This window comes from Parapedobacter sp. 2B3, assembly GCF_041925275.1.
GTDB classification, from domain to species: Bacteria; Bacteroidota; Bacteroidia; order Sphingobacteriales; family Sphingobacteriaceae; genus Parapedobacter; species Parapedobacter pyrenivorans_A.
Window position 1 is genome coordinate 311463 of sequence record NZ_JBHEUZ010000001.1, and the last position, 18577, is coordinate 330039.

At 49.8% G+C, this 18577-nt stretch carries 13 protein-coding genes; all 13 read right to left on the bottom strand.

Going from position 1 to position 18577, the window contains the following annotated elements; all coding sequences use genetic code 11:
• Nucleotides 1–318: 318 nt before the first annotated feature.
• On the bottom strand, nt 319–1548 hold the full coding sequence (locus tag ACEVG1_RS01140; RefSeq protein ID WP_374741699.1) for a DUF4998 domain-containing protein: 1230 nt from the start codon (nt 1546–1548) through the stop codon (nt 319–321).
• A 23-nt stretch (nt 1549–1571) separates the two neighbouring features.
• On the bottom strand, nt 1572–2783 hold the full coding sequence (locus ACEVG1_RS01145) for a DUF4959 domain-containing protein (protein ID WP_374741701.1): 1212 nt from the start codon (nt 2781–2783) through the stop codon (nt 1572–1574).
• An 18-nt stretch (nt 2784–2801) separates the two neighbouring features.
• Nucleotides 2802–4703 (bottom strand): RagB/SusD family nutrient uptake outer membrane protein, encoded by a 1902-nt coding sequence (locus tag ACEVG1_RS01150; protein WP_374741702.1) that lies wholly within the window; start codon nt 4701–4703, stop codon nt 2802–2804.
• A gap of 51 nt (nt 4704–4754) precedes the next feature.
• Entirely contained in the window at nt 4755–8216 is a 3462-nt protein-coding gene (locus ACEVG1_RS01155) for a SusC/RagA family TonB-linked outer membrane protein (RefSeq protein WP_374741703.1), read from the bottom strand.
• 155 nt (nt 8217–8371) lie between these two features.
• Complete coding sequence (locus ACEVG1_RS01160; protein WP_374741704.1) at nt 8372–9550, bottom strand: FecR family protein; 1179 nt, start codon at nt 9548–9550, stop codon at nt 8372–8374.
• 84 nt (nt 9551–9634) lie between these two features.
• On the bottom strand, nt 9635–10165 hold the full coding sequence (locus tag ACEVG1_RS01165; RefSeq protein ID WP_374741705.1) for a sigma-70 family RNA polymerase sigma factor: 531 nt from the start codon (nt 10163–10165) through the stop codon (nt 9635–9637).
• 139 nt (nt 10166–10304) lie between these two features.
• Entirely contained in the window at nt 10305–11816 is a 1512-nt protein-coding gene (locus tag ACEVG1_RS01170) for a GNAT family N-acetyltransferase (RefSeq protein WP_374741706.1), read from the bottom strand.
• A gap of 27 nt (nt 11817–11843) precedes the next feature.
• A complete protein-coding gene (locus ACEVG1_RS01175; protein WP_374741707.1) occupies nt 11844–12068 on the bottom strand; it encodes a DUF6814 family protein in 225 nt (74 codons plus the stop codon).
• 2 nt (nt 12069–12070) lie between these two features.
• The gene (locus ACEVG1_RS01180) at nt 12071–13618 is read right to left on the bottom strand and encodes an MFS transporter (RefSeq protein WP_374741708.1); all 1548 of its coding nucleotides are present in this window, start codon (nt 13616–13618) and stop codon (nt 12071–12073) included.
• A gap of 110 nt (nt 13619–13728) precedes the next feature.
• The gene (locus ACEVG1_RS01185) at nt 13729–14487 is read right to left on the bottom strand and encodes a glucosamine-6-phosphate deaminase (RefSeq protein ID WP_374741710.1); all 759 of its coding nucleotides are present in this window, start codon (nt 14485–14487) and stop codon (nt 13729–13731) included.
• Between the two features lie 8 nt (nt 14488–14495).
• Nucleotides 14496–15728, bottom strand: a complete 1233-nt coding sequence (nagA, locus tag ACEVG1_RS01190) for an N-acetylglucosamine-6-phosphate deacetylase (RefSeq protein WP_374741712.1) — start codon at nt 15726–15728, stop codon at nt 14496–14498.
• A gap of 29 nt (nt 15729–15757) precedes the next feature.
• Entirely contained in the window at nt 15758–17074 is a 1317-nt protein-coding gene (locus ACEVG1_RS01195) for a sugar MFS transporter (protein ID WP_374741713.1), read from the bottom strand.
• A gap of 10 nt (nt 17075–17084) precedes the next feature.
• A complete protein-coding gene (locus tag ACEVG1_RS01200) occupies nt 17085–18437 on the bottom strand; it encodes a Gfo/Idh/MocA family protein (protein ID WP_374741715.1) in 1353 nt (450 codons plus the stop codon).
• Nucleotides 18438–18577: the final 140 nt, after the last annotated feature.

Sequence of the window (18577 nt, forward strand, 5' to 3'; positions counted from 1 at the left end):
GGCGCGAACCCTAGGCCGCCTGCCCCCATGGCCCACCCGGTGGCTGGGTTCTGCTTGTTTCAGTGCTCACCAGACCGTTTCTGCAACGCACCACCACGGCCTGTACGTCCAATTGCGCCAAGGCCGATCCGACCTCCGAACGCAGACGGCCTAGCCTGCATGGAGCGGTGAGAAGAAAGCAAATCAATTGTACTGGAAAAATGCGGCAACAAAGTCAAACGGAGCACCGATACGCCATTCTTTTTAGACACCTGTCTGCATAAAAAAGGTGCTCAACCGGGTCCGGTTGAGCACCTTTGGGTAACACGTGAAATGCTTCTATTTTACCAACGCTCCCCAAAAGCTGATTTCAGCAAGTAACATACGCGGCGGTTGCGTAGGGTTGAAATGCTCAAGGCTCCTGAACCGGATGTACCTTACCGTTGCATCGGGATTGACCCCAGCACCCGGTACGAATTCAAATTCCAGACCGCTATCAGAAAGCGCGATGTCCTCGGCTGTAGGCGCCTGCCAGGGATCGGCAAGTCCGTTACCCGACGGTTGTACACATTCAAATTTCCCCAGAAGCGTCCAACTGCCGTCCAAGCTGCCGTCCGGATTCGGGTCCAATGACCCGTATATTTCAAATACCCTCGGATGGCCCCTGTTCCAACGATCATCATTGCTGTTACGTGGCCATAGCCTCATCCTATCCAGTTTCGCCTTCAGACCCAAATCCCATGTGAAGGTACTTGGTACGGCCGCCGGATCTGCTGTGTGCATGAAATTGGTGGTGTTCCCGTCCCAAAATCGTGCTAATGGGTAACTGCCATTGATTTCCACATCACCCGGCAAAAGCTTTTCAGCCCAGGTCGCCTTTGGGATCAATAATACCGGATCAATCATGGTTTCGACCGTTGTCGCCTGGAATACATCGATGGCCAGGGAGTCCGGCTTATGTGCCGTACGGTAGGCTAACGGCTTATCGATGTTGAAGTTTGGAAGCAGCGTTTCGGTTTCCAAAGTATCAACATCCGTCGTCTGGCTGTCGCCGTTTAAATCCGTCCAGTTCAGCTGGACACCTACTTCAGAGCTTTCAACTGTTCCCCAATTTAGCGTAAGGTCCTGTCCATCGTAGTAGGTACTCTTCAACAGACGATTGGTAAGCATGCCCTGGTAATTGTCGCCATACACTGTACCCATTATCTCAATCGGAATAGACTTGTTCCCTTCATCGTCGTAAGTATGGATCATGAAGGAATAGGTGTTTTCACTGATCGCGTCGATAATATGACTGACCGTATCCATGTCTGCGGTCACCGGCAGTTCAACCGAGTCGGTGTAATTATTCCAGAATATTCTCGCTTTCTGTATCCGGGGATCGGTACCTCTGAGCCACGATAATTTGATACGATTATTCCCGGGATACACAATCGGGTTTTGTGCCGGCCCCGGATATATCAATCCGTTGGGAACCACATAATCCTTGTAAATATCCGACGGGCTATCGCATGAAGAGAATCCCAAAATGACCCCAATAAAGATGACAAATATCGTATTCTTCATCATAAATGATTGCTAATGATTTAACTTTAATTAATTAACTCTCCCCAGAAACTCAGTTCCAAGACGTGAACAGTCGAAAAGGATGCATTGGCATAGGTAGATACGGTCCTGAACCTGATATACCTAACTGGGGTGAAGGGATTCGGGGCGAAATCACTCACGCCAAATTCGAACTCGATACCTTCATCTGCAAAAGCAATGTCTTCCTGGGTAATTTGTGCACCCGACCCGGATGGCTTCAAACTCTCAAATCGTCCGAGCGGTATCCAACTGTCGTCAAGCTCCCCGGTAGGGTTGGGCGAGACAGAACCCCATATTTCAAATACTTTTGCATGTCCCCGCTTCCATCGGTCGTCACTATGCTTACGCGGCCAGTATTTCAACCGGCTTAATTTGACGGTCCTTCCCATGTCCCATGTGATGTTATGCGGGAGCATTTGGGTTTCCAGACCATGGAATCCATCCTGGTCATAATTCTCATCCCATATTCTTGTTGTTGGGTAACCTGAATTGACCGGAGGGATATCGCCCGGCAACGTATACGCGTTCCACGTGGCTTTGGAAATAAACTCTTCAAACCACGGTGTCACTTCGGCTGTGACGGTATCAGACAAATTACCCCATCTGTCACGGATGTACATCGCAAATTCATGTTCTTCAGGATCCAACCCGTCAACACCGCGATACGTAAATGTACCCTTTGGCGTAGCGGTATAATAGGTGATTAACTCGCTCATATACCCCAAATTCGCGGTGTCTGCCATCAATACGATGGCCAGATTGGCTTCTTCCGGATTTTCGAAATCGATCGCTACGCCTCCGAAAGTCTCCCTAAACGTCTTCGTCGCCAATTGTACGGGGGCCGTCGTTGGGTTTATCTGCACCGTAAAAGGCGCCGATTCCTTTTCATTTTTCCCTACGGAATATAGTCTAACGTCGTACGTATCCGTGGTGCCGAATCCTTCGAGCACTAACGAATCCTTGAAGTAAGAAGACTTCGTTTCGCGTATGACGCCGGGTTTGATTTCATATTCAGCCCGTACATAAAGTACATTCTTATCTACTGGCAACATATATTTCAATACAGCTCCCCCCGGTTTGTTTTCTACGGTCACATTGGTCACTTGACCAGGCGCTGCCGCCGTATCGTCCATAAAATCAATACGCCCCTCTTCCTGGCAACCGATCCATAACATCGATGTCAGTAGGATAATGATATATATAATACTATTTTTCATGATGTAATAGGTTAATCGTTACCACCCAATATTTTGTACCAGATTTGGATTCACTTCAATATCACCGGTCCTGATCGGCCAGAAATAGTCGCGGATGCCAAATTTCTGCTCCAACAAAAGCTGCGGCTGGTACATCATCCGGTTTACTTCTTCCTCGGTCCCGTCAATGGTAGATACCATCATGTTCCACCCTTGCAGCGGGGTATGGTATTCCGTCGGCGCGGTTTTCCAACGCCGTATATCCCAAAAGCGTTGCCCTTCGAACGAAAGTTCGATCAAGCGTTCGCTTTGTACGATTTCACGCATACCCGGCTGGGTGTTGTACTTCGGGCTATTGGTATAGGTATCCCAAGATTCCTTCACTCCTTTCAAACCGGCACGATTGCGAACCAGATCGATATATCGAAACAGCTCCGCACTATTGGCTCCGTTAGGTCCTTCGGCTTCGTTGATCGCTTCGGCATACAATAGGTAAAGATCGCTCAATCGCATGACCGGCCAAGCGTAGCTGGGTGAAGATATAACGTTGATCGCATTCAGCTGGGCCTCATAGGGAATGAATTTTTTAGGGAGATAGCCGGTCCAGTTGCCCTGCCCCTGCGAGCCATCTGTTTCGCCTACCTTAAAGGCAAGGTATCTTAACGACGATGCATCCTTATCATTATATTGCCCTGCTCCGAACCACACACCGCCATCGAAGCCTACCCATGCATAAAATCGGGGTTCACGATCGAAATGCATATCAATTGTGGTTCTCCCCTGCCGAATATAAAGCTTATCGTCCGCTTGTGCGGTTCTCAGGTTATAAAGATCTCCGATATTCCTCGTTTTATCCTCATCGAGCGGCACGCCGTTTTCCGTGTAAAACATCTCGGCAATTTTGATCGGCATACCCAGCCACTGGCAAATATCGTTGCTATTGACGTAAGCCGAATTCAGTTTTGGCATCGACGCATGGATCATCCCGCCACTGCCGGGAATTGAAATCATTTGCGTGTTTGCCCAGATAACTTCGCTGTTTGAGCGCAAATTAAAAGCATTCCGGAGAGTTACGTTCAATACGGTTGTATCGTTGTACCGGTTGGCCGCATCCTCAAACTTATATAATAGCATCCCTGCTTCATGGCAAATATCAATGGCCTCCTTACAGGCGGCCATGGCCAATTCCCATTTTTCGGCTTTGAAGGTGGCGTCGAACAGGAGCGTACCGTCGTGGTTTTTCAACGTTGCCTGGTCATTATTCCCATTGAACAACGGGCTCGCCGCCGTTACCAGCACTTTGGCCTTCAATGACAGTGCAATCGGCTTGGTAATGCGTCCGTAGTCGCTTGCCGGATCCAATATAACCGTGGGCAGTTGGTCGCCATCGCTGGCTTCATCCAGTAGTTGCACGATGTAGTCGAAACATTCGTCTACCGGTGCCCGTTCTACTTTCACCGCATACACGTCCGCATCCACCGGCAAATTTTCCCGGATCAGGGGTATCGGACCGTACATCTGTACGAGGCAAAAATGATAATAGGCCTTTAACACTTTTGCCTCAGCGGCCCATTGTTCCCGCTCCCAAGCAGGTAAGTCAGGGACCAAATCGACATTTTCCAGAAAGGTATTGCAAACACGCAACGCCTCGTACATACTGCTCCATCGAGCAAGTATCGGACTGGTGGCATTTTGGAATCCTTCACTGATATCCAAACCGGCAAGTGAAAAACGGTTAGAAAAGTGGGTGGTCCTTCGCGTCCATATATCGTCTCCTCCCAGCGTGCTGGGATCGCCCGACCCGCCATTTTTTGGCATATAGGAATAGGCCGTCGCTAGGTATTTACGGGCCTGCGTTCTCGAATTGAATGCCATATCTAAGGTGGCAATGCCATCGGGTACTACGTCCAGCCAGTCGCCGCAAGCAGCGGTTAAACTCATTACAGCGGCAAATATTATGATTCTTATTTTTTTCATGTCGCTCACACTTAACTAGTTAAAAGCAAAATTTATCCCAACATTAAACACTCGCTGGTTGGGATAGCCCAATCCGTTACCGGCCATTTCCACATCCCACATTTTAAATTTACTGAAAACAAGCAGGTTGGTTCCACTGAGATAGAGCCGGAGATTGTTCATTTTTATCCGCTCGGTTAACCGGTCGGGTACCGAATAGCCCACCTCCATCTGTTTAACGCGCAGGAAGTTGCCGTTGCGCATAAACCAGGTGTTCCGTTGGTCTGATGGCCATTGATAGGCACCGTTTCCATCAATATAGGCTCCCGGAACATTATTGGTGTTGACCCTGGTATCCAATCGGGGCCAGGTAGCATATAGATTTTGGTTCTCCTCAGACCAATAGCTGTCAGCATACGCCTGGAGAATCTGAGCATCGCCAAGGAACGGGGCCGTACTGTGTGCATTGATCCAAAACGATTGCCGGGCCGCTCCTTGGAGGAGTACCGAGAAATCAAATCCTTTGTATCCCATGGAAACCGCAAATCCATAAACAATTTCAGGGACCGTAGGATGGCCCAAGGGGACCCTGTCCGCTTCGGTAATCTGGCCATCGCGGTTTACATCCAGGTATTTGATGTCGCCACCACCATATTGGGAAGTCCCTATATTTTGCGGTGGCGAGCTAGCCGCTTCTGCATCATCCACAAAAAGCCGCTCGGCAATATAGCCGGTTGCCTGATTCAATGACAAGCCCACTCTTGAACGCCACGGTTCGTTGTATTCCGGTTCTTCATACACATCGAACTGGCTGGTCGCATACGTGAAATTGGCACGCGCTGAAGACCAGAAATTGCTATTCCAGTTTTTCTGGTATTCCAGCGTCATATCTACCCCTTTGCCCGATGCCTCGCCCACATTTGCGCGGGGCGTGGCCGTCAAGCCCATGGTATTGGGAATACTCGCCCTCGTCATCAGGATATTGTCTCTTTTCTCGGTAAAATATTCCGCAACGATGTTCAGTTGATTCCACAAACCCAATTCAAGCGCAAAATTTTGTTTGTAAGATTTTTCCCAGGAGATATAGGGATTGGCATACCGGCTGATGGTGATTCCATCATAAATCGTATTGTATTCCGATCCGAAGATGGCCCGCCTGCCGGTGTTATTCATGTTCACTTCGGAAAGATAGAAGAATCGATCGGCGGCGTCGCCTATCTGGTCATTCCCGATCAAACCGTAGGTGTAACGCAGCTTCAGGTTACTAACAACGGGCTCCAAATCTTCCCAGAACTTCTCGTTGGAGACGAGCCAGGCCACGCCTGCCGATGGGAAAAACCCGAAACGGTTGTTTTTATCAAAACGTTCGCTTCCATTATATCCAAAGTTAAATTCGGCAATATACCGGGAGTCATACGCATAGGTTGCGCGTCCTACCAGACCTAAATTCCTGGAGGGGAGCGACAATTGCAGCGAACCTGCGTTGGCAGTCAACGTCTCCCGTGCCTGAAACACCAACATGTTGCTGATGTTATGTTTCCCGAAATCACGGACATGGTTTAAGCTTCCTTCAAAATAGAACGAAGAATACTGTTCTCTGTCCGCCGGCAATTCGCCGTATCCTAAATATTCAGTACCGATATCCGTTTCTATCAGGTTGTAATCGCCCGTTAGTCGGTTATATCTGCTAATTTCATGATAAAACGGAGTATACGACCTGTTGACGGCAAATTGCGATAAGCGGCTGACGTTTAACATTCCCCGGCCCGTCAACCCTTGGGTAATGAAACCCAAATCCTGTTTCAATTCCAGCTGAGCCAATATCTGCGAGCGCGATTTCTCTTTGTAACCGCGGACCATTTCGGCATAGGGATTGATTTTGCTATTGTTCCAGTTGCCGAACAAGATATGTTGTGCATATTGGAAATCTTCGTCTGCCGGGTAATAAGCCGGGAACAGCACCGGATTGGAATGTACCATTAAATTATACATATCCGCCCCACCGCGCAAAGGACCTTTGTATTCTTCGAAATTGGCACTCAGACGTACAATCAATTCGGTGTTTTTGGTAAGGTCAATATTGACGGTCGAACGCAGATCGTAATTATTGATGGCGATGTTGTTATTGAAATTATTGCGTTTGTCCACATTGAGGATACCGTTGTCACGATTGAATGAGCCGGCCACATAGTAACGCGCAACCCCTCCACCTCCGCTCACATTCACATTGCTGCGTTGGTTCATCGTATAATCCTTGAACAACATTTGCTGCCAATCGTTGGCGGGATAGATAAGCGGGTACCTACCCAACTCTGTCATTTCAATTTTTTCCTGCGAATACAGAATGGTTCCCAAGGGGTCGCGGGTAAGGATGGCTTCGTTGTGCATTTTCATATACGTCACGGGGTCGGCGACATCAACCGTCTGCGTCGGAGCCGACATCGAATTCTCGAAGCGGAAGGAGAATTTTGCCGGACCTTCTTTGCCCTGTTTGGTGACGACCAGAATCACCCCGTTTGCACCGCGCGAGCCGTACAAAGCCGTGGCGGTAGCATCTTTCAGTATGGAGAAACTCTGGATGTCGTCCGGGCGAAGGCGGGCTAGGTCGTTTGCCGAGAGTTCGATACCGTCGATCAATATCAATGGATTGGTATTTGTGCCGAAGGTCGTGATACCCCGGACAAAGAAATCTGCGTTGTCCTGACCGGGTTCCCCGCTTCGCTGATAGGCGATAATACCCGCCGCCTGGCCCGCCAATGCCGTGGTCAGGTTGCTGGAAGGCACTTTCAGGTCGCCGGGACTAACGGACGTGACCGAGCCGACTACATCCCTCCGTCTCTGGGTACCGAAGCCAACCACCACAACGTCGTCAAGCATGGAAGCCGACATTTCAAGCACCACATCGATCTCCCGTTGGTTACCCACACTTACTTCCTGGGTGAGATACCCAACCATCGTAAATACGAGGATAGCACCTTCGGGCGCCTGCAGCACATACCGTCCGTTCAGGTCGGTACCCGTTGCTATACTTGGCCGGTTTTTTACCGACACCGTTACCCCGGTTAGCGGGGTCCCGGCGGTATCGACAACGATTCCCTGAACCGTGGGTTGCTGCCGTAGGCTGGCGAGCAACCGCTCCCGGTTTGTTTTGCTGGCGCTTCTTTTTAGAATAACTACCTTCTCGTCTTCCTTTACCAGGAAATCGAGCGGGAGGTCCTTCAGGCTTTCGGCAAGCACCTCGCTGATATTATCGGATTCGATGGAAATACTGATGGCATCGAGATCTTTGATATCGTTCCGGTTATACAAAAAGGCATAGCCGGTTTGCTGCTGTATATCTTTGATCAATGCCGTTACGCTACCGTTGGACATGTCCAACCGCACGGTTTGCGCCACTCCCTTTGCATGGATTTGAAGGGAGGCGAATACGATAAAAAACGCGGTGATTTTCAAATACAATAAAAAACTAGTGACAGGAGATACTATATTTCTCCCCATAAAAGAAAAAAATTGCATAATTTTGATTTCGTTTAGCTATATAACACATAACCTAAAAGTGATCGCAAAGCTTTATAGGTGTTACTGAACTGGACGAATCAGCCACACCGGTTGCCCCCGGTGTGGTTTCTCCAGGTTTATAAGGGTAGTATGCTTTATGTCATAACGGTAACCCTCCTCCCATCGATTGTGAATTTAACGTGACCTGTCAGTTCCAGCAACTCCAGCAACCTGGAAATAGAAAAACTCCGGGGGAGCATCAGTATGCTGAATTGTTCTGTGATCTGTGTTTTATATTCAACATCTACATCGTACCACCGGGCAACTTCCTTCATGATCGTCTTCAGCTCTGCATTTTCAAAGTTGAAGTAACCATCTTTCCAGGAAGTTTCGGTATTCAACCCCACCGTTCGTTTCAATAGCACAGGGTTCGATGCTTGCGTAGCCAGCTGTATTTGTTCACCGGGTTTTATCAGCAGGGCATCTTCACCCGCTTTGAATTTCACGCTGCCTTTTTCAAGGGTTGTTTTGATCACCGTATCGTCGGGGTAGGCCTTCACGTTAAAGGACGTCCCCAGCACTTCGATTTGCGCACCGTTCGGCAGTTTCACGATAAACGGCCGCGTCTTATCAGACACGACATCGAAGTACACCTCTCCCAGTATTTCGACCTCCCGTCGCTTCTTTTCAAAAGCGGCAGGAAAACGGATGTTGGATCCGGCGTTTAACTTGGCCAGGCTACCATCGGGCAATATAACACTATACTGCCCGCCATGGGGCGTGGTAACCGAATTGAAACTACCATTATTCGGCCTGTCTTTTTCCAAGGGTTTAAACCTGATTTGACCCTCCGAAAGTGCCACGGCGTTGCCTCCGGCCGCGGCATGGGTCGATACCGTATCGCCAAGGAATAATAAATTGCCATCGGCAAGTGTGGCAACCGCCCTATTCGATCCGGCAATGACATCATTCTTATACCGCTCCGTCCGTACTTGCATGTCTACCCTATTATTCGGTGTGGTTTTGTAAAACCAAATGGCAGCAAACGCCAACAGAAATAGGAACAGGCCGGCGACGATCCGAATCGGTAAAAAGAGTTTCCGTACGCGGCCAGATCTGTTTGTTTCCCTGGTGTCCGCAGCGGGGTCGAACGCTACGAAGTCTGCCCATTCGCGCGCCAAGAAGGCATCACCATCGCTCAAATCGGCAAACAGCGCATCCAATTCGGGGTGCTTCCGCAAGTACCCCTCCAGCTCAATGCGTTGCAGCTCGGTGAGACTGCCATCGACAAACAATCTGAACAATTTTTCTATACGCTCTTGTTCCGCACTCATAAAGGTCTATTTCATATGTATAAACGACTGAAGTGAAATTTCAACTCACCGAGTCGATTATTTTTTAAAAATAAATCAGGGATATCAGCAATCCAAGCTTTGGGGCGTCAACGACTTCTTAAGGGAATTGAGTGCACGGGTCTTGACGTTGCGGACATGCTGCTCCGATGTGTTCAATTTTTGCGATATTTCCCTTGTGGAAAGACCATCCCGATAAATCAGGTTGAAAATCTGCTTGACTTTGGGAGACATCGTTTCCACCTTGTCATAGATATAGTGAAGGAGTTGGGTCTTGATGATTTTCGCCAGCACAAAATCTTCGGAATGTTCGGAAAAGTATAGGATTTCGTCATGTGCCGTTGAACGTACTTTCACCGATTTCAAATAATCGAGTGCTGCATTTCTGGCCGCTTTGTATAGAAATACCTTCACCGCAGGCAATTCGTGGAAGTTCATCCGATTAATCCAAACTTTCTGGAAGCATTCCGAGGCGATATCCTCCGCCTGTTGCCGATTATCCGTTAGTTGGAAAATAAAGTAGCAAATGGACCGATAATACCGCTCGAATATTTCATTGAAGGTATCTTTTGACAGTCCCGTTTCGTTGGTTAGCATTTTCACAATCGATTTGTTTTTAAGGTCATTGGCACAACTGGAACATTCCAATATAAGCCTACCCACAAATCTATTTAAAATGACACAATAACCATCCTGCGGTGTCCTGAACCTTACCCGGCACAGCGGGAACAAGCGTTCATTTATTCAATACGACCCGATACAGGTCCACGCGCCGGTCAACCAGGTTTTTCACCGTACCGTATTGGTTGAGTTCTTTCAATAAGTTCAAATCCACATCGACCACCAATACCATTTCGGTATTCGGGGTCGCTTCAGCCTTGACTGCATTTGTTGGAAATGCAAAATCAGAGGGTGTGAATACGGCCGATTGTGCGTATTGGATATCCATATTGTTTACCTTGGGCAAATTGCCGACCGCACCCGCGATTGCCACGTAGCATTCATTCTCGATGGCACGCGCCTGCGCACAGTTCCTAACCCGCACATAACCATTCTGGGTGTCCGTTAAAAATGGGACAAACAAAATCTGCATGCCCTGGTCGGCGAGGATCCGGCCCAATTCGTGGAACTCCACGTCGTAACAGATCAGTATGCCGATCTTGCCACAGTCGGTGTCAAAAACACGGACTTCACTGCCACCTTGCATCCCATAGTACTTCGTTTCATTGGGTGTAATATGTATCTTTCGGTAGGCTTCGGTCTTACCGCTCCGGTGGCAAAGCAACGACACGTTATATAGCTTCCCATCTTCTTCAATTACAGGCATCGTGCCAGCAATGATGTTGACGTTGTACGAAACGGCCAGCTGTTGGATACGTTGCTGGATCTCGCTGCTCATGTTTGCCAGCTCGCGCATCGCTTCCGTGGTGGGCATATGGTTATAGGGCTCCATCAATGGCGTGTTGAAGAACTCGGGGAAGAGCACGAAATCGGCACCATACCCACTCACGGCATCCACAAAGAACTCGACCTGGTCATAGAATGCCTGAATTTCCTTGAACGTGCGCATTTGCCACTGCACCAGACCCAACCGGATGGTTTGTTTGGATGGCGACGATGCTTTTGTTTTCGGTTCGTAATAAATATTGTTCCATTCGAGCAGGGTAGCATACTCCCGGGATTCCGTATCGCCCTCCAGGTAATTTTTAAGAATTTTCTTCACATGGAAGTCGTTTGCCAGCTGGAACGTCAATACGGGGTCGTACACTGCTTTCTGCTTAACCTTCTCAATGTATTGCTTGGGCGTGAGTTCGTCGGCGTGTTCGTGGTACTTGGGCAAACGCCCACCCAACAGGATACCTTTGAGGTTCCAATGTTCGCACAACTCCTTGCGGGCATCATACAGCCGCCGCCCCAAGCGTAGGTCCCTATAATCAGGGTGTACAAAGGCCTCGATACCGTATAACACGTTGCCTTCGGCATTATGTGTCGAAAAAGTACCTTCGGCGATGATCTCGCGGTACGTATCCGTAATAGCTGTCTTCGTCGTATCGATGACGATGGCCAAGGCACAGGCTACGACGCGACCGTCCACCTCGACGCATAGCTGTCCCTCGGGAAAGAGGCTGAGCAGGTCCTTGATGTTTGTACGGGTCCACAGCCCACCTGCGCCGCCGTAAGCCTGATGCATCGAGTCTCTCAGGTCATTGTAGTCTTTCAGCGATAATTTCCTGACTTGAATATTCATACCGTCTAATTTGACATTGCAAGGTTTTCAGTCGGTCTTGTCATATTCACCCCGCAATGCATACCATCCAAATATACATAGGCCACCCGTAATGATGGGCATCAGTATAAAGGTATAGATGATAGCGGGCACCAAGTCCTCGGACCTTCCGCTGGCGAACTGCGGTATCGCCTGGCTGATGATCAGATAATAACCTGCCGCCAATCCGAGAGCAATCCATACAACTCCCAATATCCGTTTGATCGTGTTCATGCTTACTGTACGTTTTGGTTCTTGTTCTTGAGATAGAGTAATCCGATGATGAAGCTGACGACGGCAATGATGATGGGGTACCAAAGTCCCTCCAGGTAAGGTTTTTCGAGGGAGTTGGCAAACTGGGCCTTGGCAACCAAATAGGTCGCCACCGCCGGAAGCAGGCCGCCGAAAATCCCGTTTCCGATGTGGTAGGGCAGCGACATCGACGTATAGCGGATCCGGACGGGGAACATCTCCACCAGAAAGGCCGCGATGGGCCCATAGACCATGGTGACGTATAAGACCAGTACGAACACCAGCAATACGAGTGATGCAAAAGCACTCGAGCCAACGTGGACATGCGCATTGGCTACAGGCGCTGAGAAGGCCGTTTCGCCGGCGGTTTTGGTTTCCGTTTGCACCACGGTACGTACGGATCCATCCGCATAGAAATGCTCCATGGTAGTCACCCGCAACGAATCGCCCGTTTCACCGTGCATTTCCACGTACTGGTGGGAGGCATACGCGTCAACCAGCTCCTGCTTGTTGGCCACGTCCGTTAATTGATAGATACGGTCGAAAATAGGGCGATACGTAAGGATAGCCAGTAGCATACCGGCCAGCATGATCGGTTTGCGCCCCACTTTGTCAGACAACCACCCGAAAAACACGAAGAAACCCGTACCTGCCAGCAACGCCGCCCCGATGATGTAATTGGTTTGGTCGAAATCTACCCTACACACGCTTTGGAGGAACGACAATGCATAGAATTGGCCGGTATACCAGATCACCCCCTGCCCCATGGTAGCACCGAACAGCGCCAGCAGTACGAATTTGAAATTATACTTTTTACCGAATGATTCGCGCAACGGGTTGGCCGAGGTCTTCCCCTCGCTCTTGGCTTTTTTGAATAGCGGCGACTCATCCATGTTCCGGCGGATGAAATAGGAAACCACTACCATAACCGATGAAATCAAGAACGGCAAGCGCCAACCCCATTCGTCAAAGGCCTCGGCCGACATGCTGTTCTTGGTGAGCATAATCACCGCCAGCGAGATGAATAGTCCGAAAGTGGCGGTTGTTTGGATCCACGACGTGCGATAGCCCCGTTTTCCCGGCTCGGAATATTCTGCCACATAAGTGGCCGCTCCGCCATATTCGCCCCCAAGTGCCAGTCCTTGCAACAGCCTTAACACCAGCACGATAACCGGTGCGGCGAAGCCGATGGTTTCGTAACCCGGAACCAGTCCGATGGCACAGGTAGCCAGGCCCATCACAAGCAACGTGACCATAAAGGTGTACTTACGCCCGATGATATCGCCGAGCCGACCAAAGAACAGGGCACCAAAGGGCCTGACTACAAAACCTGCCGCAAACGTAGCTAATGTAGATAAGAATGCTGCTGTAGGATTGTCTGGTGGGAAGAATTTGGTGGAGATGACAATCGCGAGACTGCCGAAGATGTAAAAATCATACCATTCGATCAGGGTGCCCAAGGAAGATGCGCCGATGACTTTCCATAACGTTTTTTTATGAGTAGCTGTGCCGACGGGGGAAGATGCTTGCATATATGATTTGATAACTGGTCAAAAAATATCCCATTCGTTCAAAAATGGGATACAATGGGGCCTAAATTAATTACAATTATCGAAATCTTGGTAGCGGGTCGATAAAAAAATTATAATCTCGCGGCACTTTCGTTATCGATATACAAGATGGCATTGCGATGCAACCTCAACATGGTGGAGGGGTACAAGGGTGTGATATCGGCCAGTAAGGTATGCCGAACGGCCTTGGCTTTATTCGGCCCGGGTACCATGCAGAAGACACGGCCTGCTGCCATCAACGCCGGGATGGTCAGCGTTAGGGCGTGTGTTGGAACCGCAGCCAGTACATCGAAACAATTATCGTTCACTTGCTGCTGCCGGCAGGCTGTATCCAAATCGACCACTTTCACCAACGCCGCGTCGTTAAAGTCTGCAACATGGGGGTCATTGAATGCGATATGGCAATTCTCACCGATTCCCATGCAGACGATATCGATGGGGTATTCCATTAGCAGACCTGCATAGCGCCGGCATTCGCCATCGGCATCCGTGGCGTTGCCATTTAAATAATTGACCGATCGAAATGGCAGCTTGCCGAACAGCCGTTCCTTGAGGAAGTTACCGAATCGTTGGGTAGCTTCGGTTGGCAAGCCGATGTACTCATCCATGTGGAAAGCATTAACACGCGTCCAATCGATGGCATTGTAACACCCTAAGGCTTCTAAAAACTCATTCTGGGAAGGTGCGGCCGCGAAGACCATATTCACGGCGGTTTGCTTTCCGAGCAGGGCTAGCATGGTATCGGCTACCGCCTGGGCAGCCGCCCTGCCCATCGCGAGGCGATTATCGAACTGTTTGACCGTCAACGAATCTATTTCTTTACGCATCATCTTTTGTTTCAACTAACCATGTCTTCGTTACGGATACCCGGCGAAGCAACCGCATCACTACGATAGATGACCTCCCCTTTTACCATCGTCATCTTTATGTTTATTTGACTGTCAAAGATGACCATATCGGCATCTTTCCCCGATACCAGTGTTCCAATATGCCGCTCGGCCCCAAGTATACGTGCCGGGGTTGCGGTCATCATCCGTACCGCATCCACAAGGGGTATGTCCGCTTCTTCTACCAAAGTACGCACCAAGCGGTCGGCAGTTGCCGTGCTACCGGCAAACGCCGATCGATCGGGCAATTTGGCAACACCGTCTTCCACCAGCACCGGTATACCGTCCGTTAAGCTACCCAATATACTCGGCCCCTCCGGCATAGCGGCGGCCCGTATGGCATCCGTTATCAATGCAATGCGGTCCGCCCCTTTTATCTTATAGACCAGTTTGAGCAATTCCGCGGGTAAATGCCTGCCATCCGCGATGATTTCCACATCCATCTCATCGATAAGATAGGCGCTTTCGACGACCCCGCCATAGCGGAAGGCATTTCGCCGGGTAACGCCCGACATCGCCGAATATAAATGAGTGACCAACGAATAGCCGTGTTCGAAAGCTTGGATAACATCGCTGTACAACGCATCGGTGTGGGCGATGGACGGCAGGATACCGCGATCCCGCAAGACATCGCCAAACGGTATGGCACCTTGGCGTTCGGGTGCCGCACTCCAACGCTTGATGGATGACGAACTGTTCAAGATATCCAGATACTCGTCCGGGTCCGGGTCACGGATGTAGCGCGGGTCTTGTGCCCCCCGTTTCTCCATGGCGAAATAGGGGCCTTCGATGTGCACCCCCAGAAACCTTGCACCCTTTACGTTCCGTGCGGCTGCCTCTTCATACACCGCCAGTGACCGGATGATTTCCGATTTGGTACTGGTAAGCAGCGTAGGCAACATCGCGGTGGTACCAAACCGCGCGTGTGTTTCGGCGACCTTCAGGAATGCATGGACGTCATCATCCATGAAGTCTGCCCCGCCACCGCCATGGACATGGATATCGATAAACCCGGGTGATACATAAGCTCCCTTCGCATCGATTGTCTCGGCGTCTGATACTGTTATTTGGCCCTCACTGACGGTTTCAACCTTACCATCAGCGATCAAGAGTTCGCCATTCTTGATCATGCGATAAGGGGTAATGATGTTCCCGTTTATAACTTTTATATATTTCTTTGACATCGGTATGTTGAATAAAAAAGCGTTGGCTTTTACCACTTTCTCAGTTTGTGCCCCCACATGGCGTAATAAATCAAATACACGTAGCATGGCAGCAGCACCCAATAGGCCTCACGCGGCCCTACCGTGTCTGCAAAATATCCGTATACAACAGGCAATATCGCGTTGCCGCATAACCCCATGATCAACAGGGATGCCCCCACCTTGGTGAATCTACCCAACCCATCGATGGCCAGGGGCCAAATGCCCGCCCAAGTGAGCGAATTGGGAATCCCCAAGAGGACGATAAACCAAATGGATATATCGGTTTGGTGCCCAAACAAGCGAATTTGTCCGTGGGCAAATACTATCAACAGCGAGAGCATAGCTCCCATAATAGTCACCACGCGCAGCATGTTCTTCTGGCTTATCCAGCGCGGCACAAACGAGATACCGAGAAGGTACCCCACGATCGCCATCCCCAATGTGTAGGAGGGGAAAACCTTCGCGTCGATCAACGATACCCCCATGGAACCCGCGTAGTTGATAATCGTATCGATGGAAATTACCTGCGAACCGACGTGAATGAAAATCGCTACCGCACCCAAAACCAAATGTGGAAACTGGAAAATCGACGTCCTCCCCCGATTGGCTGCCGATACTTCTTCCGATTCCTCTTCCGTATTGATTTCGGGCAATGGCGAATAGCGCACCCCGATTCCGATCAGCAGCAGCGTACCACCAACAATCGTATACGGTACGATAACTCGTGCAACCAGTTCGTCTAGTGCGGCTGAACGTGCGCTCTCCGTCATCGACGCCAAGCTATCGAACAGCGCTTGATCGGTGGGGCGCAACACGGCCGCAGCGAAAAGCAAGGGTGCCACGATGCCGGCAAATTTGTTGCAGATACCCATGATGCTAATACGCTGCGCCGCCCGTTCCTTCGGTCCGAGAATCGTAATGTAGGGATTGGCAGCGGTTTGCAGGATCGCTAATCCAACACCAATCGTGAACAAACCGATGAGGAAGATTTCGTATGTGCGTGCCATCGCCGCAGGCACGAAGATAAAAGCCCCCAAACTCAACGCAAAAAAACCGACCATCATCCCCTTTTTGAAACCGACGGCCTTCAACAGGTAAGACGAAGGCACGGACATGACAAAATATGCGATGTAAAACGCGAACGCGACGAGATACGACTGAAAATGGGTGAGCTCACAGGCAATTTTAAAATACGGAATGAGGATGGCATTTATCCACGATAGGAAACCGAAGATGAAAAACATCCCCGCAATGATGACAATGGAAACGATGGTGTCTCGCCGCGAAAGCGACGCCACGTTTATTTTAGCCTTTGAAACTGTCATCGGGGTTCGCTTAAATCGATGGCTCCCAACCCGGCTCATATTCACGCCTCCACAGTTTCCGCGCGTCCCCATTGTTTAGGATATGGCCGTTCGAAGGATCAATATCCAACATCCCCCCGCTGCGCTGGGCGATGTTGCCTAGCTGCACCAATAGCGTACTGATATGCCCACTTTCTATATCCGATGCCAGCTCATGGCCACTTTTTATGCCCTCGAAGAAATTCTGGATATGGAGTGCGTCTAGGGCCTGGGAAGGATTGGTGACATTACGGGCGTCTATGGTTACCTCGTTCTTCACTTCTTTTACAAGCTTGCCCTTCAAGTCATACACCTTGTACGCATTTCCGCCATCGATTTGCAACGAGCCGTTTTCCCCATAAAAAATGACCCCCACCGTAGATCCTTCTACAGGTGTACCATTACAGCTTCTGCCTTCCCATGAAATCATGCTGCTGTCTGCAAATTCGAGATTGATAAGCTGTGTATCTGGCACTTCCCAATCGTCCTTATACCGATAGCGCCCGCCGGTAGACGTCACCTTGGTGGGATAGTCCACCTGCAAGCCCCACCGGGCAAGGTCAACCATGTGGGTTCCATTATTCAACGCTTCACCCGTGCCCCAATGCCAGAACCAGTGCCAATTGTAGTGGATAAGGTTATCCTTCAGTGGCCTTCTTGGAGCAGGGCCCTGCCACAGTTCGTAGTCCAACCACGAAGGCACCGCTATTTCCTTGCCAATACCAATGGATGCCCGATTATTGGTATACCATGTTTTCGCATAGTACGGCTTACCGATAATACCGTTGTGGAGCGCTCGAATGGCCTGGGCCACATTAGGCCAAGAACGACGTTGGTTACCCATTTGGATAACATTTCCGTATTTTCTTTGAGCCGCCACCAGCAACTCGCCCTCATGCGGATTATGGCTTGCCGGCTTTTCGAGGTAAACGTGCTTCCCCGCCTGTGAGGCTAAGATGGCTGCCGGAGCATGCCAATGGTCTGGCGCAGCCACCACCAGCGCATCGAAATCGGTATATGATAGCAACTTACGAATATCGGATTCCGGTTTCGGACGCTTGTCTTGGCTTTTCTCAACGATGCCGCTACACTTTTCAGTTGCACGGCTATCGACGTCACAAACATAAGCAACTTCACAATTCGACTGCGCAGAAAAATTACTTGCCAATGCCAGTCCACGGGCATTCACACCCATTACCGCCACGCGTATGCGCTCGTTTGCACCTACAATATTGGCATAGCTTTTTGCACTAAATGCCGGGAAGGCACCTCCGAAAGAGAACGCTGCCGCACCAACCACTGCTTTCTTGATAAAGTCTCTTCTTGAATCAATTGGCTCTTTCATAACCTATTATACTGTTTTATATTGTTTTGTAACCGTTATTTTAATTCTGTGCAGCCCCCTTTTCATGCGGCTTGGTCCTTTCAAGCCCAAAATGACATACGATTTCTGCTGTTCCTGGCATCATTGCCGGCTCCACGCTT

Coding starts and splice junctions, on each gene's coding strand:
- ACEVG1_RS01180 (WP_374741708.1), bottom strand. CDS start 13,618: ATGCAAGCATCTTCCCCCGTCGGCACAGCTACTCATAAAAAAACGTTA.
- ACEVG1_RS01150 (WP_374741702.1), bottom strand. CDS start 4,703: ATGAGTTTAACCGCTGCTTGCGGCGACTGGCTGGACGTAGTACCCGAT.
- ACEVG1_RS01200 (WP_374741715.1), bottom strand. CDS start 18,437: ATGAAAGAGCCAATTGATTCAAGAAGAGACTTTATCAAGAAAGCAGTG.
- ACEVG1_RS01160 (WP_374741704.1), bottom strand. CDS start 9,550: ATGAGTGCGGAACAAGAGCGTATAGAAAAATTGTTCAGATTGTTTGTC.
- ACEVG1_RS01140 (WP_374741699.1), bottom strand. CDS start 1,548: ATGATGAAGAATACGATATTTGTCATCTTTATTGGGGTCATTTTGGGA.
- ACEVG1_RS01170 (WP_374741706.1), bottom strand. CDS start 11,816: ATGAATATTCAAGTCAGGAAATTATCGCTGAAAGACTACAATGACCTG.
- ACEVG1_RS01145 (WP_374741701.1), bottom strand. CDS start 2,783: ATGAAAAATAGTATTATATATATCATTATCCTACTGACATCGATGTTA.
- nagA (WP_374741712.1), bottom strand. CDS start 15,728: ATGTCAAAGAAATATATAAAAGTTATAAACGGGAACATCATTACCCCT.
- ACEVG1_RS01185 (WP_374741710.1), bottom strand. CDS start 14,487: ATGATGCGTAAAGAAATAGATTCGTTGACGGTCAAACAGTTCGATAAT.
- ACEVG1_RS01175 (WP_374741707.1), bottom strand. CDS start 12,068: ATGAACACGATCAAACGGATATTGGGAGTTGTATGGATTGCTCTCGGA.
- ACEVG1_RS01195 (WP_374741713.1), bottom strand. CDS start 17,074: ATGACAGTTTCAAAGGCTAAAATAAACGTGGCGTCGCTTTCGCGGCGA.
- ACEVG1_RS01155 (WP_374741703.1), bottom strand. CDS start 8,216: ATGGGGAGAAATATAGTATCTCCTGTCACTAGTTTTTTATTGTATTTG.
- ACEVG1_RS01165 (WP_374741705.1), bottom strand. CDS start 10,165: ATGCTAACCAACGAAACGGGACTGTCAAAAGATACCTTCAATGAAATA.